The organism is Shimazuella kribbensis DSM 45090, from assembly GCF_000428065.1.
GTDB lineage: Bacteria > Bacillota > Bacilli > Thermoactinomycetales > Thermoactinomycetaceae > Shimazuella > Shimazuella kribbensis.
The window spans coordinates 421,382-437,445 of record NZ_ATZF01000002.1; the positions used below are offsets into that span (position 1 = coordinate 421,382).

Genomic DNA, 16,064 nt, shown 5'->3' on the forward strand with positions numbered 1-16,064 from the left:
TTATATAAATATAAAAAATATGTAAATATATTTATGTTTGGTATATGAAATGGCTTTGGCTCTAGATAGCCTTATCTATATTAATAGCTCTTTTAGATATACACAGCAAGTATACTCACACTCTTTACATTGCAAGCGCAGTTCGTTTTGATTCATTTTTGCTTCATTGTTGCATTTGCAAGTTTTTATGTATGTCGGATTGACTAAAAACGAGTGCCTACGATCCTTTCTTCTTATTCTAGAAACGCTTTTACAACAAGACACCTATCATAGTAACATAAAATAAATCTTAATTTTCTCATTAGATAAAAAATTCCAAAAGAAGGATTAAGATTATAGCATAGAAACCTAATCGTCAAAAATAAGCATAGAATATAGCCATAGGATGTTTGACACTTGGGAACTCCTAATGATGAAAGAAATTTCCAAGCGTCAATACTCCATAGCTAGTCAAAAATATTGGGTTTTGATCCACTTTGCTCGTTTCAACTTCTACCTATTATCGTACTTATTATAGTCAGTTTATTTTATTTATGATTTGTAGCATTTTAGAGGATGCATATTCTAAATCGGATAGTTCCTCTTTTGTTAATGTACTTATCTTCTTACAAATTTCTGCCCAGTGTTCTTGAACTACATCTTCTCCTTTTGGTGTAATCGATAATTTCATGATACGTCTGTCTTTTTCATCTTGTTGTTTTACCACATATTTTTTTTCTTCCAATTTACAAATCAAAGTAGTTAACTGTTGTTTACAAATATCCATTTTTATTGATAACTGAGTCATCGAAATTCTTTCGTTGCATTGAATAAGGCTCTCTAAAATATGAATTTGCAGAGAAGTCAACTCCGACCGTTTGCGAGTATGAAATTTTTCATAAAACAGGGGTAAAAGTCGAACAAAATTACCTGCAATACACCCTATTTCTGCTGACATATACAAACATCCTTTTCATTTTTTTAAATGCATTGACAATTAGTAAACAATCGTTTATCATCTATTTGCACAGTATGAATTATATACATTTCAAACGTGTAAATCTACTCTCTCTGTTAGTAATATAATAAATAATTACTGACAAAAAAGCGAGAAAGAAAGGAATTAGGATTGTGTTTTAATATTTTGTTGTTTTATTATTTTTTATCTCTTTCATCTAGAAAACTTTACAAAAATTAAATATATTCATGTATTAAATATAGGTGAATTTAATGTTAGAGAGGAATGAATTTTATGACTACCACTGACTCCTCGTCACCAAATATGCAACGATTGGTACCTTGGATTGTCTATATCATTTTCTTTGCTGTATTAAACGAAACGGTTTTTAATGTTTCTACCCCAAATATCGCAAGCCAATTTAAGTTAAACCCATCTCAAGTGAGCTGGATCATTACCATATTTATTATCTTTTTTGGAATGGGATCAGTCATCTATGGGAAGCTTTCTGATGCTTTTAGTATCAAAAAGCTGATTACCTTTGGAATACTTTTGTACAGCATAAGTTCAGTTATCGGATTTGCATTCCACAATTCTTATCCTATTGTTATCGTCTCAAGAGCTTTGCAAGGTGCTGGGGCATCGGCAATACCGGCTCTAGTGATGATCATTATTGCTAGGTACTATTCAAAAGAACAGCGCGGAAAATTATTCGGGATTATTACATCTGTTGTTTCTTTTGCCATTGGAATCGGACCTGTATTAGGTGGTTATATATCTGGTACATATCATTGGTCCTATTTATTTATCATCCCAGTGTTTTCTTTAGTCGCTTTACCATTTTTCCATCGCATCTTACCAAATGAGCAGAGTAGTGGTGGAAAACTAGATATTATAGGAACCATTTTGATGGGAATAGTAGTTTCATCTCTTATCCTTTACTTGACAGAAACACATTGGTTCTATATTCCTGTCTTTTTTGTTGCTTTGATCTGGTTTATTTTCCATATCCGTCGTGTAAAAAATCCTTTTGTAGAACCTGCACTTTTCTCCAATCGTCTTTACCGGAACGCGCTCATCATTGGATTTCTGATTTTCAGCACAGTTATGGGTATGATGTTTGTTCTTCCCTTAATGTTTGATGAACTTTATCAATTAAATACACAGACGATTGGACTTATCATGTTCCCTGGTGCTTTTAGTGCTGTAATCTTTGGAACAGTGGCTGGTAATCTCACCGTAAAAAAAGGTAGCCATTTTGTCGTATACCTTGGTTTAGGCTTAATCACATTGAGTTTATTTTTACAAGCATCCGTAATCGGTTTATGGGTTTGGTTCATTGGAATGGCATTGATCATCCAATATATTGGATTTTCTTTCTTACAAACTGCACTGATAGAAAGTGTCACCAATATTTTACCTAACAAACAAATCGGAGTTGGCATGGGTTTTTACAACTTGATTTCTTTCGTATCAGGAGCCATTGGAACCGCGCTTGTTTCCAGAGCAATGGAATCGTCTATTTTAAAAATAGCGATTCATCCATTGATTTCTAATCCGAATGCATACTTGTATAGTAATATCATGTTGATCTTTACTTTGATCGTAATTGCAAGTACATTGCTTTATGTCTTCTCTTTTGGACGACAACAAGATACCATTCCTGAAGAATCTACTTCATAAAAAATAAAAAAAATTCAATGTTTATGATTGAAAATAATAAATATACATGCTACACTAATTTCATCTAACTTAGAGCGGAGGGGTTTCCATTGAAAATGGTAAGATTGCGTCTTCACACTTGTGTCGCTAACTGAATAGTGATCAAAAACTCTGTTTTTATGACAGAGTTGTGGGATTCGTCTACCTTTTTCAATAGGATACCTGAATTGGCATACAAAAAAGAGGGTACGATAAGACACATCTACCCTCTTTTTGTTGTGTTTTTTTACAGCAAAAGAAATGTATCGTTTGTTCGTTCCTGTTTATTTTCGAGGACAGACAACCCAAGTGTAATTGATTGCTTTGCGACACATCCAATAGCAAGTATGGTGCATGCATAGATGACATCACTATACAACTAAAAATTAAAAATAAAGTGAGGTATTGCTAATTGGGACAAATACAAAAAGCGATCATTGTCGGAGTAAAACTACAACATCAAGAAGATTTTGAAGCGACCATGATTGAACTTGCTGACCTTGCAACAGCTTGTGAGGTCGAAGTAGTCGGTGAGGTAGTGCAAAAACTTGAACATATTCAAGCATCTCATTACATCGGCAAAGGGAAAGTAAAAGAAGTATTGCGTCAAATCGATGAACAAGAAGCCAATCTTGTCATTTTCAATGATGAACTATCCCCTACTCAAATTCGAAACTTGGAAGCTGATTTAGATTGTAAAGTAATTGATCGGACCATTTTGATATTAGATATCTTTGCTCAGCGAGCACAAACGAAAGAAGCTCAATTGCAAGTAGCAGTAGCTCAATTACAATATATGCTTCCTCGATTGGTAGGTCTGCGAAAATCCCTCGGTCGACAAAGTGGCGGAGTTGGTACACGAAATAAAGGGATTGGGGAGAAAAAGCTAGAGTTAGACCGCAGAAATATCGAAGAACAGATCACACGTCTTAACAAAGAATTGAAACTACTAGTATCTCAGCGACAAACACAACGGAAACAACGCAAAAAAAGTGGCATTCCAGTTGTTTCCCTCGTAGGTTATACGAACGCAGGTAAATCCACGATCATGAATGCTATCGTGGAACAATCCCAACATATCCCTGCTAAACAAGTATTTGAAAAAGATATGCTATTTGCTACCTTGGAAACCGTAATTCGAAAAATACAGCTCCACGATCAGAAATCCTTTTTGCTCACAGACACGGTTGGCTTTGTTAATAAGCTTCCCCACCATTTGGTGAAAGCTTTCCGGTCTACATTAGAAGAAGTAAAAGAAGCAGATTTACTTCTCCATGTTGTTGATTTCTCTAGCCCAAACTACCAAAAAATGATCGATGTGACAAATCAAGTGTTAAAAGACATCGGAGTAGAAAATATTCCTATTGTTTATGTGTATAACAAAGCAGACTTGATCGACTTCAGCATACCTCATGTCGAAGAACATGCGATTACTCTATCTGCACAGAAACGAATTGGAATAGAAGAACTTCTACAAATAATACGCATGGAAATCTTCAAAGACTTTCAATATTATGAAATGCTGATACCGTATGATCAAAATCACTTACTTGCTCATTTAAAAAACGAGGCAAACATTTTGTCTACCAAATATGAAGAAAATGGGGCGAAAGTCATCGCGGAGTGTAGGCAAACAGATCTAGAAAAATATCTACCTTATGTAACATAACTCTGAATTCNCCCCCCCCCCCGTTCAGACTATCCATTTTATGGATAGTCTTTTTGTATTTCAAACTATCATTGGTATGGATTTGAATTTCTTTCATTAAAAAACCAATTTGTCATGGTTAAGAAACAAATAGCCCTGAACAACAGAAAAGTCATTCAGGGCTATTTTTACGAACTTGGTGGATACATATCGTTAAGCGTTTTTTGTAACAAACGAAGATCAAATCCACGCTTTAGCAATAAAACACAATTTGCATTTGCTTCCATAGCCCAAGTTATTTTTTCATGTATTTCACTCGGATGTTTGCTACTACGTATACCAATCAACTGGTAATCTTTAAAATAGGATAGATCATACATGTTTTCTACCACATCGTCACTCTCCAAATTCACTTGATTAATAAATGCATTCCAACCATTTGCTCGTAGTTTTCGCGGACAATCTTTTCCACTCCATTTATGATGTTGAACCACGTTATTAAGCGGAATTTTATGTTTGTTCATCAAAAGCTTCGCAAGCCATGCTGCATTTTCTTTTGCTTTTTCAAAGTTTCCATCTTGATTTACACAAATCTCAATGGAAAGACTTTTTCGATTTCCCGTTCCATTTGTCCCATCTCCTGCATGCCACGCTACTTCATTATCCGGAATAGACTGCCATATTTCATGATCATCTACGGTATAGTGCCAACTAGCATTTCTACTATTCCCAGATACTTGTAATCGGGCATGGGCATCTGCATCTGCACCTCTATTTGTGTTATCTGTTTCATGAATGGTGATATAGATCGGGTCTAAAGCAAGCCCTGGTCTCGTTTCTTTGTTATTAGCAGGTATAAGCTTTTGTTTGATCTCCATTCTTCTCTACTCCTTTCTCCCTACTATGATAGATTTTAGAAACGGCCCTAGGAACGGCATTTATGTACTTCCATATATTTGGGAAAAGCCTTTCTTTACTAGGTGATTTTTGAGTATCCCGCTTTGGCTTTTTGGTGATCTCACTATGATTTGGGTCAAAACTGATCTGCCTCTCTTGAAATAAGAGACAATCATCAACTAATCCAAACAGGCATCTATTACTACATTGTCATCCCGTGTATGCATCCTCGTTACTCTGAGAATTCACCCAAAGTGCAATTTTAACCCATTGAACCGTCGGTTTTGCGCCTTTCTTATCTTTCTTACTTTTGTATCTTTCCAGAGTAAAACACAAGGAAAAGAGGATGGTGGATCAATTCGGGACTAACTATATAACCTATATACAAAGTACTGGGCATGTTTCCACGATTATTTTTTATCCTCGTTTCTATCGACTATCCAGACCTACTTATTTTTATTTTCCATTTTTTGTTTTTTATTACAATAAATAAATAAATTTAGAAAATATGAACGTTTAAAGTCTAATATGGAATAATTTCAGTAATTTCATGTTTTTCAAAGATATTGATAGTATAATTGGATGAAATTCTCTTCAGAGGAACTTCATATGAAAGGATTGTAAAATATGACAAGGAAAATATACCCATTAAATGAAGCACAAAAAGGAATTTGGCATCTAGAAGTCTTTTTTCCACATACGAGTGTATCCAATATAGCAGGACGAACAAAATTGGATTACTTTAATATGTATCAGCTACAAGAAGCTGTTCGTATCTATATGAGGCATCATGATATTTTACGAACTCGCCTTACAACACAAACCGGAAAAGAACCTGTTCAATACATAGCTAATGATGAACTTTACGAACTATCCATTCATGATTTAAGCAATTATTCCAACGAAGAGGTAGAAGACTGGTTTCAAAATCAAACCCAGATACCCTTCACTCTCTTCGATTCAGCCCTAATTGAATTTGCAGCAGTTATCCAAAAGGAGCGTTTTTATCTTTATGTAAAATGCCATCATATTCTCTTAGACGGTATTTCTCTTGATTTGGTAGTTCACAAAGTAAAAAACATTTATCAAAACTTGTTAAAGAGAACACAAATAGATATAGACGAAAATAAAACGATAGATACCTATCTCGAACGTGATAAAAGATACCAACAAACTATACGCTATCAAAAAGACGAACAGTTTTGGCTGGAAGAATTGGCATCTATTCCAGATGATATTATCAATCAAGCTGACATTTTATACACCAAAAGCCTAAAAGCAAGTCGGAAAGAATTTGTTTTCACTCCTGATATGAAACAAAAAATCGAAAAGTTTTGTAGTATCTATGGGATTAGTCCTTATACTTTATTTATGTCTGCTCTTTTTTACTATTTTGCAAGAATGAATAATACAAATGAGACGATTTTGGGAACTTACTTTGGGAATCGCCAGAAAAGTGAACGTGGAGATTTGGGAATGTTCTTAAATACTGTACCTTTCTATATCCAATTTGATGAAACATCTACGGTGCTAGATTTGATCCGTAACGTCAATCGCAAGCAAATGAAATTGCTACGTCATCAAAAGTTCCCCTATCACCATGCATTGGACAAAAAAGAAAAAACTAGTCCTGGTATCAAACAAATCTTTACGATGGGTGTGGAATATCAAGAAGTTGTCTCTGATCAATCAGACATCTATTTTAGTGGGTATGACTTTCATACGATCAATTTTCATTTAAAGAAAATGATTTCGAAAGATCAATTAACACTTATCATGGATTATCGCAATGAGCTGTTTTCCCCCTCAGATATAGAAGTAATAATGGATCGATTGCTTGTACTTTTAACCGCGATGATTACATCACCAGAACAACCACTTACTCAACTATCTATTTGCTCAACCAAGGAAGAAGCTTTTCTGATCCATGAATTAAATGATACTCAGATCGATCTTCCATCTGTAGCAACTATTCATGGTCTCTTTGAAACAATTGCACAAGCATCACCTGATCATCCAGCCGTTATTACACCTCAAGTAGAACTAACCTATGAAATGCTAAATAAACGTGCAAATCAGTTAGCCCATTATCTCCGAAATCAAAGAGTAAAACCAGATGACCGTGTTGGTCTGTGTATGGATTCCTCTATTGAACGCATCATTGCAATTCTTGCCGTTCTTAAATCGGGTTGTGCATATGTGCCGATCAGTACTGACTATCCTAAACAGCGCATTCAATATATGTTAGAAGACAGTCGTGCTATTTTTGTACTCAGTCAAAGCTCCATCATACAAAAATTTAAAGATGACACAAATCAAGACACTCCATGGTTAGATGTAGATCAGTTGGATATCACAAATGAATGTACGAATAATCCCTTGTCCATCAATAAAAATACAGATTTGGCTTATATTATCTATACTTCAGGTACTACAGGTAAACCAAAAGGAGTAATGGAAGAACACATCGGATTGATAAATGCAACTATGCATTATCAGAATTTTTTCCAGATTAATCAGAATGATAAAGTAGGACAATTCTTACAGTTTGCATTTGATGGTGCTACCAAAGATCTCTGCTTAAGTCTATTTAGCGGGACAACCTTATACCTTATTCCTGAAGAGGTTAAACATGATTTTCGTGCTTTGGAGCAATTTGTCCACCATCATCAACTTACTTTCTTAGGATTGACACCATCCTATGCAAAACATGTAAACCCCCATGCAGTGCCCCATGTACGTTATTTGATCTGTGGTGGTTCTGCTAGTTCTGGAGAGTTAGTAAGCAAATGGAAAGATCGATATGTTGTGTCTTATGGTCCATCTGAATCTACTGTGGTAACCAGCATGTACCATCCAAATAGTAATATTCAGTATCGTAATGTACCTATCGGAAAACCAATAGCAAACAAAAAAGTATATATTTTTAATCAGCATCAACAATTGCAACCTATTGGCGTAGCTGGGGAACTATGTATCGGTGGAATAGGTTTGGCAAGAGGATATTTAGGAAGACTTGCATTAACGGAAGAAAAATTCATTTCTAATCCTTATCTCCCTCATGAACGTATCTACCGTACAGGTGATCTGGTAAGAGTATTACCAGATGGAAACATGGAGTATCTGGGTCGAATGGATCAGCAAGTAAAAATCCGTGGATATCGAATAGAACCCGCAGAAATAGAAGCAACGTTCCGACTACATCCAGCAATAAATGACGTCGTGATACAGACTTGGACAGACAAATCCAGCGAAAACTACTTATGTGCTTATATCCTATACAAAAAAGTCATATCCCAAAGCCAATTACAATCCTTTTTAGCAGATCGATTACCATCTTATATGATTCCAGATACCATGATGGGGATAAAGGAAATCCCATTAACTACAAATGGAAAAATAGATTATCCCTCTCTACCTAAACCACATACAGATCGTGGAAGAAGTGAGTATTCTCCACCACAATCTGCTATGGAAAAAGAACTAGTCTCTCTTTGGGAAAAAGTGTTGAAAATCGATCGTATTGGAATCCATGATTCCTTCTTTCATGTGGGTGGAAACTCACTTCATGCAATCCAATTGTTAACGCAACTGCAACAAAAATTTTCAACTCCTCTATCTAATCGCATGATTTTTGAGTATGCAACAATCCAGCGATTAGCAGCCTATTTAGATAGTTTGCAAACAGGTGATGAGCAAAAATTGCAACCCATTGCATATCAGGAATATTATCCTGTCTCACCCGCACAAAAAAGAATGTTTGTCTTACAACAAATGCAACCAGAAGCTATTCACTATAACATACCTGGAGGCATGGAAATAAAAGGATCGTTAGATGTAGAGCGCTTAGAACAAGCTTTTCAACAACTCGTCCAACGGCACGAATCTCTGCGAACTTCCTTCCATGAAGTGAATGGTGAACTGGTACAAAAAATCAATGGAGTTGGACAGGTAAACATAAAGCATGTAAACGGAACGAAGAAAGATATAAATGAAATTATGAGCTCATTTCTTCAGCCATTTTCGTTGACGGAATCCCCACTATTGCGAGTCCAATTAGTTTATATTGAAGAAAATCACCATATCTTACTTGTGGATATGCACCATATGATCTCAGATGGATCATCTATTGATATTATGCTTCACGAATTATCAGCTTTCTATAAAGATGAACAATTGGCGCCTCTTTCCATTCATTATAAAGATTACACTGCTTGGCAACGAGAATGGTTGGATTCAGCAAATTGTGATAAACAAGAGAAATACTGGTTGAAGGAGTATTCCGATATCCCTGTTCTAGATTTATCAAAGGACCATCTTGCTACTCCACTGGCACCTTATGAAGGAAATCGATTTACATTTTCATTGGGTAAAACATTACAAGATGGATTAAATCAGCTAACGATAGAGTTGAATTCAACCAAATATATGTTATTATTAGCTGCTTTTAATCTACTACTTTACAAATACAGCAATCAATCCGCAATCGTGATTGGCACACCTGTAGCAGGTCGTTCTCATCCTGATTTACATTCGATGCTAGGAATGTTTGTTAACACAGTTGCAATACGTAATGAACTTACAGATGAAGACACCCTTCTCGGGTTTATCCAACGAGTCAAAAATAAATCGATGTCCGCGTTTGATCATGCAGACTATCCATTTGAAATGCTAGTAGAAAAACTAAAATTAGATCGTGATTTTAGTCAAAACCCATTATTTCAAGTTCTATTTACGATGCAAAATTTTGGAGAACATTTACTGCAAATGGATGGACTACAGATAGATCTGCTCTCTGTCCGACCACCTGTTTCCAAATTTGACTTATCGTTAACAGCAAACGAAAGCGAAAATGATATTGTCTGCCATTTTGATTACCAAACTAGTTTGTTCGAAGCAACTACCATGGAACGATTTGCCAAACATTTTCGTCAGATTATTCATCAAATCATTCAATCACCGAACCAAACAGTAGGCAGCTTAGATATTTTGACACAGGTAGAAAAAACTCAACTTTTACATGGATGGAATCAACCTGAGGCTGCATATCCAGCTGTTTCCCTTTCACAACTATTTGAGGAACAAGTCAAAGAAACTCCAAATAACATTGCTGTGGCTTTAGGCTCGGAAGAAATGACATACCAAGAATTAGATGGAAAATCAAATCAATTGGCAAGAGAAATTCTAAGTTTTCCTTTGGAAAAAAATCCGGTCATTGGCATCATTATGGATCGTTCGTTAGATATGATCGTCAGTATCCTTGCAGTATTAAAAGCTGGAGGAGCATATTTGCCCATCGATCCTACGTATCCTACAGATCGCATTGAATACATGTTGAACGACAGCCAAGCGAACTTATTGATTGTGCCAAAACGATCATTTGTACCATCGTATTACCAAAAAGATCGAATCATATTAGAAGAGATAGTCCAAACACATAACCCAGCACATTTACCAAATATGTCTAAACCAGATGATCTCGCATACATCATTTACACCTCTGGTTCTACAGGGAAACCAAAAGGAGTTATGGTAGAACATCGGAATGTTGTTTCTTTGCTTTTTCCAGAAAAATCTTTGTATGATTTTTCTTCTTCTGATATTTGGACTTTTTTCCACTCCTATTGCTTCGATTTTTCGGTATGGGAGATGTATGGAGCATTGTTATTTGGCGGCAAGTTAATCATTGTCCCACAAGAAGTTGCAAGGGATTCTATGGCCTTTTTATCCTTGCTTTCTAAAGAAAAAGTAACGATTGTAAACCAAACACCAAGTTCATTCTATGCACTGACGGATGCCGCCTTACCAGCAGATAACATGGAACTCGCAATTCGATATGTTATTTTTGGAGGAGAAGCGCTCAACCCATCCAAACTAGGTGGATGGACAAAAAAATATCCAGAAATTCAGTTTGTAAATATGTATGGTATTACCGAGACAACTGTACATGTTACCTATAAAAAACTGACATCGTTCGATATTGCTTCCAATCGTTCTGTCATTGGTCGTCCTATCCCTACCCTACAACTGTTTGTATTGGATGCCCATCTTCAACCGGTACCAATTGGTGTAATTGGAGAATTATATGTCAGTGGATCTGGAGTAGCACGTGGATATTTACATCGACCAGAATTGACTGATTCACGCTTTATCCAAAATCCATATGATCCTTTAAAACGTATGTACAAAACTGGTGATTTGGTGCGAAGATTGCAAGATGGAGATTTGGAATATATGGGTAGATCAGACCAACAAGTAAAAATTCGAGGGCATCGTGTGGAGATCGGTGAAATTGAATCTGTCTTATTGCAACATGATCAAATCCATCATGTTGTGGTACAAAACTATCAAAATAACGAGGGCGAATCTTATTTGTGTTCGTATTTAGTTGGAGACAATATTAATACGACAGAAATAAAAACTTACTTAAATACTCGTTTACCAAAATACATGGTTCCTGCTTTTAGCATTTTGCTTGATTCCATTCCTTTAACGAAAAATGGAAAAGTCGACCATAAAGCACTTCCTAAGCCAGAGGATACTTTGATTCATCCCAATGATCAGCTATCGGCAACCACCGAAATGGAGAAAAAGCTTGTTCTACTATGGGAGAATATATTTTCCATGAAGGGAATTGGAGTAAATCAAAACTTCTTTCACTTGGGTGGAAATTCACTGAATGCCATACGCTTGGTCAATCAAATTCAACAACATTTTTCGATCACATTACCAGTGCGGACCATTTTTGATCACAGCACGATTGCTGAACTAGCTACTCATTTGGAAAAAGAAGTGATATCCGATCATCTATCGATTCCAATTGCTCCAACCGCTATATATCAGCCATTATCCTATTCACAACGTAGAATGTACTTCCTACAAGCGTTGGATCCACAATCGACCCATTACCACATCCCTGGCGGGATATGGTTAGAAGGTAAGATCGATGCAAATCGATTGGAAAAAGCTTTCTTGCAAATAATGGAGCGTCATGAAATTTTACGAACAACTTTTTTGCTAATACAAGGCGAACCTATGCAGTACATTCACACTCAAATGAATTGGAAGCTAGAAAGGGACCAAGCGTTTGAAGCACAAATCCCAGACAAAATAACTAGTTTTTCTAAAGCCTTTTCCTTGGAAACAGGACCATTATTCCGAGCAAAACTGATCCAAGTTCATCCACAGAAACATCTACTACTATTCGATATACATCATATTGTATCGGACGGTGTTTCGATCGAATTACTTCTCCAAGAATTGATTGATCATTATCGTGGCAAAAACTTGGCACAACCCACCATTCAGTATAAAGATTATGCTGTATGGCAGAATCAGCAATTTGATCAAAAAAAATTAGAAACACAAGAAGCATATTGGCTAGAAAATCTCAGCGACAAGTTACCTACATTGGATCTCCAAACAGATTTCTCAAGAACAAAAAAAGAAGACCTAGCTGGTGCCTCCATCTCTTTTGAACTCGACACAAAACTAGTCGAAAACATACAAAACTGGATGAAAAAATCAGGTTTTACTTTATATATGTGTGGACTAGCTGCCTTCAATATATTGCTGTCCACCTACACTCGTCAATCTGACATATTGGTAGGTACTCCTGTATCTGGTAGAACACATCCAGATTTGCAAAACATCATGGGACTATTTGTAAATACTATCGTATTGCGAAATCGTCCAGAAAGCCAAAAAACAATAGGTTCTTTCTTGCAAGAAGTAAAAGAACAGTCCTTACGAGCTTTCGAAAACCAAGATTACCCACTTGAGGCTTTAATCGATAAATTGCAAGTAGAAAGAGAAACTGGACGTAATCCCTTATTCGATACCATGTTTGGTGTACAAAACTTCAATAAACATGAATCCCTTGTAATTGATGGGATAAAAACGAGTGCTCTACCTGAGAAAACAAGCTATTCCAAGTTTGATCTATCTCTGTTTTTGTCCGAACAACAATCAAAAATAACGGGAACCATGCAATATCGTACTTCTCTATTTCAAAGAGAAACCATTGAACGTCTTATCCAGCACTTTATGGTGATTCTTCAAAAATTGATCGATAAGCCAAATCAATGCATTGGCGAGTTGGATTTATTGTCTGATAGGGAGAAAAAACAAATTTTGAAAAAATGGAATCAAACAAAAGCAGATTATCCAAAACATCCCATTCATCTTCTTTTTGAAAACCAAGTAAAAAAGACTCCTTATCAAATCGCAGCCGTTTATGATCAGCAATCTATCACTTATAAAGCATTAAATGCTCGTGCCAATCAACTCGCATGGACATTACGGCAAAGAGGTATTGGTCCCAACGATCGAGTAGCATTTTTAACCAATCGATCTATCTCTGTACTAGTTGGCATTTTAGCAGTCTTAAAAGCAGGTGGAGCCTATGTTCCTATTGATCCTAAACATCCAATTGATCGAATTCAGTACATGCTACAAGATTGTGGTGCAAAGTTGGTGATAGGAGAATCACTTGATGAGGAGCTTTCATTTATTATCAATGATCCTATTTGGATTGATCTGCAAGATGAGCAAAACTATCACCCTGACACATCCAATATATCAAATTGCACCCATATTACAGATTTGGCTTATATCATATATACTTCTGGAACTACTGGTAATCCAAAAGGTGTAATGGTGGAGCATATTGGTATACCAAATCTCATTTGGCATCATCAACGGATGTTTCCTTACACTTCACAAGATCGAATTGCCCAATTTGCTAGTACATCCTTTGATGCTTCTGTTTTAGAAATATTCCATGCTTTGCTATCTGGTATGACACTCGTATTGATACCTGAAACGGTTTTACTAGATATCGATAAATTTCAGCAGTATGTTCATCAACATCATGTAACATATATACTCGTTCCTCCTGTATATGCACAGTACTTAGAGAAAGAAAAATTACCTCTCATACAAAAAATATTCGTAGGAGGAGAACAAAGTCCAAAAGAACTGGCAGAAAAATGGGCAGGAAAATTTGTAAATGCATATGGTCCAACAGAAACTACGGTCGCTTCAACCAATTGGGTACATAGTGATTCAAAATCTGTATCTCGTCTTCCCATAGGAAAACCTATTGCAAATACCCAACTATATATTCTAAATAAATCACTTCATCCTCTTCCAATAGGAGCTATTGGTGAATTGTATATCGGGGGAGATGGTTTAGCTAGGGGATACTGTAACCAGCATGATTTAACAGAAGAAAAATTTCTTTCTAATCCATTTATTCCAGGTGAGCGTATTTATAAGACTGGGGATTTGGCAAGATGGCTACCTGATGGAAATATCGAGTATATGGGTAGAGTCGATCAACAAGTAAAAATACGTGGTTTCCGCGTTGAATTAGGTGAAATAGAGTCTGTTTATAAACAATTTCCTACCATTAAACAGGCCAAAGTAATCAACCAAATCGACGAACGAGGAGATACATATTTAATTGCTTTTGTTGTTGCAAGTGCTACTCTTGATCTACATGCCCTAAAAGAATTCATACAATCCAAACTACCTAATTACATGGTACCAGCATTCCAGTTGCAAATTGAAAAAATTTCTGTTAATCGCAATGGTAAAGCGGATAAGATAGCACTACACGAAATTCAAAAAGCACAGGATATATCCAAAGAAGACATTCAACTCCCTACCAACAAGACGGAACAAGAACTCTGTACAATATGGTCTGAAATTCTAGCAATCTCTAGTATAGGAATCGATCAAGACTTCTTCTCTATAGGAGGTCACTCGTTAAAAGCAATCCAATTAATGAGTAAAATACGAGAAAACTGGTCTGTTGAATTTCCATTGCGATCCATTTTTCAAAATCCTACTATTAAACAACAAGCAAAAATCATTCATTCAGACTCAGCTAACAGTAAACCTGTAACTCTTTTAAATAAAGAACAAAGAAACCATATATTCTGTTTTCCACCTATTTTTGGATGGGGAATGCTTTATAAAGGATTAGCTCGATTGTTTGACACACACAGTTTCTACGGATTTGATTTTATTTTAAGTGATGATCGCATGGGGAAATATGTGCAACATATCTTATCTATACAGCCTAATGGCCCTATTCAATTACTAGGTTACTCAGCCGGTGGAGTACTGGCTTATGAGGTAGCAAAAAAGTTAGAAGAAAAAGGCCATTCTGTTTCCGATATCATCATGCTAGACTCTCGACCATCTACCAGCCTACATGATGATGTAAAAGGTGATCCCAATCAAGTCGAACAATGGATTAAAAAGTTTGCTTCAAAAGAACCATACGCTCTTTTCTTTAGCCATTTCACCCAAAAAGAGTTGATTCATATGGTAAGTGGATATTGGTCGTACTTGGATCAAATTCAAACAACAGGAGAAACAAAGGCGACGATCCATCAAATTTTAGCAAATAACACAAACGACACCAATAATTGGTGGACCCCTCATACTCACATGTATAGAGTAAATCAAGGATTCGGGGATCATGCTGGCATGTTAGTTGGTGAAAATTTACAGAAAAATGCACAAATCCTATCTACTGTACTAACAGCTATGATAAAAGAAAAAACAGAAAAAGATGAAAAAATCCTTATTCCTCATTAACAAAACAGACCACTTGTTCAGTTACAAGTGGTCTGTTTTGTTAATTCTTTCGTTTTAGACATATTCATTATTAAACTGAACTAACGCTCCTAAATTATGAGAGAAAAACGTTATCGTTGCATAAAGCTGTATCTTTTTTTGGCATCATGTTCTATTTTCTGGTAAAAAAAATCACAAATCGATTGCAACGAAGCAGTCCAATACCAACGAATGTACATACCATAAACAGGTAGGACAATCTTGCTTGTTCTATGACTTTTACATTTTGCT

5 protein-coding genes are annotated in these 16,064 nt (G+C 36.0%); 3 read left to right on the plus strand and 2 right to left on the minus strand.

Annotated features, from left to right (window positions below; translation table 11 throughout):
• Nucleotides 1-517 precede the first annotated feature (517 nt).
• A complete protein-coding gene (locus tag A3GQ_RS0105595; protein WP_051271237.1) occupies nucleotides 518-937 on the minus strand; it encodes a MarR family winged helix-turn-helix transcriptional regulator in 420 nt (139 codons plus the stop codon).
• 294 nt (nucleotides 938-1,231) lie between these two features.
• On the opposite strand from A3GQ_RS0105595, the gene A3GQ_RS0105600 reads away from it, so the two are divergent.
• The gene (locus tag A3GQ_RS0105600; RefSeq protein ID WP_245596741.1) at nucleotides 1,232-2,620 is read left to right on the plus strand and encodes an MFS transporter; all 1,389 of its coding nucleotides are present in this window, start codon (nucleotides 1,232-1,234) and stop codon (nucleotides 2,618-2,620) included.
• Nucleotides 2,621-3,050: 430 nt separating this feature from the next.
• A complete protein-coding gene (gene hflX / locus A3GQ_RS0105605; protein WP_028776218.1) occupies nucleotides 3,051-4,307 on the plus strand; it encodes a GTPase HflX in 1,257 nt (418 codons plus the stop codon).
• 167 nt (nucleotides 4,308-4,474) lie between these two features.
• Here the strand turns inward: hflX and A3GQ_RS23520 are convergent, their stop codons facing one another.
• Nucleotides 4,475-5,164 (minus strand): peptidoglycan recognition protein family protein, encoded by a 690-nt coding sequence (locus A3GQ_RS23520; protein ID WP_051271239.1) that lies wholly within the window; start codon nucleotides 5,162-5,164, stop codon nucleotides 4,475-4,477.
• 646 nt (nucleotides 5,165-5,810) lie between these two features.
• Here A3GQ_RS23520 and A3GQ_RS0105615 point away from each other — a divergent pair.
• Nucleotides 5,811-15,794: a non-ribosomal peptide synthetase gene (locus A3GQ_RS0105615; RefSeq protein WP_028776219.1), complete on the plus strand. Its 9,984-nt coding sequence runs from the start codon at nucleotides 5,811-5,813 to the stop codon at nucleotides 15,792-15,794.
• Nucleotides 15,795-16,064: the final 270 nt, after the last annotated feature.

What these genes read in the sequence shown, in the direction of transcription:
- A3GQ_RS0105595 (WP_051271237.1), bottom strand. Translation starts at nt 937, where the DNA reads ATGTCAGCAGAAATAGGGTGTATTGCAGGTAATTTTGTTCGACTTTTA.
- A3GQ_RS0105600 (WP_245596741.1), top strand. Translation starts at nt 1,232, where the DNA reads ATGACTACCACTGACTCCTCGTCACCAAATATGCAACGATTGGTACCT.
- A3GQ_RS23520 (WP_051271239.1), bottom strand. Translation starts at nt 5,164, where the DNA reads ATGGAGATCAAACAAAAGCTTATACCTGCTAATAACAAAGAAACGAGA.
- A3GQ_RS0105615 (WP_028776219.1), top strand. Translation starts at nt 5,811, where the DNA reads ATGACAAGGAAAATATACCCATTAAATGAAGCACAAAAAGGAATTTGG.